Raw genomic sequence first — 999 nt, forward strand, 5'->3', positions numbered from 1 at the left:
GATTTAGACTATTTATGAGGTAAAAACACGTTACTATTTTCTTGTTTTAACGAGAAAGGGTACCGTGGTTGTTATGAATATGTTGTAAAGTTTTTACGATGCGTTACATTCTATAACATACGCTTTAAAATCTTTAATACGTTGAACAAGGACTATAATTATAGAAATTTTACTATAACGTTTTTATGTTTTTTATAAAATAAAAAATAGGTGAATTGTAATCCCTGTTTGGGTGTACATCCACCTATTTTTTCAATTTAATTAGCATGACCTAGTATTTGTATGATTTTATCAGCTTTGGAGTTTTGAATATGATAGTATATCTCTAACCCTTTTCTTTCAGCTTTCAGTGCTTTCCCTTTCATTTTGGATAAATGTTGCGATACTGTTGATTGTGGAATATCCAAAATATTAGTTAATTGTGTTACATTTAATTTCTTGCTCTTAGCCAATTCACTAACAATTTGTAGACGTATTGGATGAGCCATAACTTTTAATAGTTCAACGTTTTCTTCAGAAACTAAACTTGGTATATTATCATTATTAAATTTGTTCATAATACAACCTCGCATTCAATTTATATTTTATTATAATCAATAAATGTATATTCTTAATATTATTATATTAAAATTATTAGTTTGTTTTACTATGAATTAATTATATAATTTTAACTTGTGCGATGAGTGGAGTTAAAATGTGTTTGTCGTGAAGTTTTTTAAATGTTTACTAATTAAAAAAACAAAAAGAAATTTTATCACTTTGAATTAATGCAGTATAAAAATACTAATGTCATCAATATATCTATTTATACTATAGATAAACTAGCTTAGGATATCAAAGGTAATTATTCCCTGAATAAAATTCATTACCTTTAAGGGGTAGCACCAATTTTACAAAGTATCCACTTTGGTGTCTCCGTTTAAAAAAGTACCCATTTTCTTGTCTCGATATGTGGACAGAAAAATGGATACTAAATGAACTTCCTCCGTTGATAACGCA

Annotated in this window: 1 protein-coding gene; it reads right to left on the reverse strand. The window is 26.8% G+C overall.

Annotated features, from left to right (window positions below; all coding sequences use genetic code 11):
• Window positions 1-257 precede the first annotated feature (257 nt).
• The gene (locus tag MR167_RS31505) at window positions 258-557 is read right to left on the reverse strand and encodes an ArsR/SmtB family transcription factor (RefSeq protein ID WP_242316233.1); all 300 of its coding nucleotides are present in this window, start codon (window positions 555-557) and stop codon (window positions 258-260) included.
• Window positions 558-999: the final 442 nt, after the last annotated feature.

This window comes from Bacillus cereus group sp. BfR-BA-01355, assembly GCF_022663675.1.
GTDB lineage: Bacteria > Bacillota > Bacilli > Bacillales > Bacillaceae_G > Bacillus_A > Bacillus_A thuringiensis_S.

Coding starts and splice junctions, on each gene's coding strand:
- MR167_RS31505 (WP_242316233.1), bottom strand. CDS start 557: ATGAACAAATTTAATAATGATAATATACCAAGTTTAGTTTCTGAAGAA.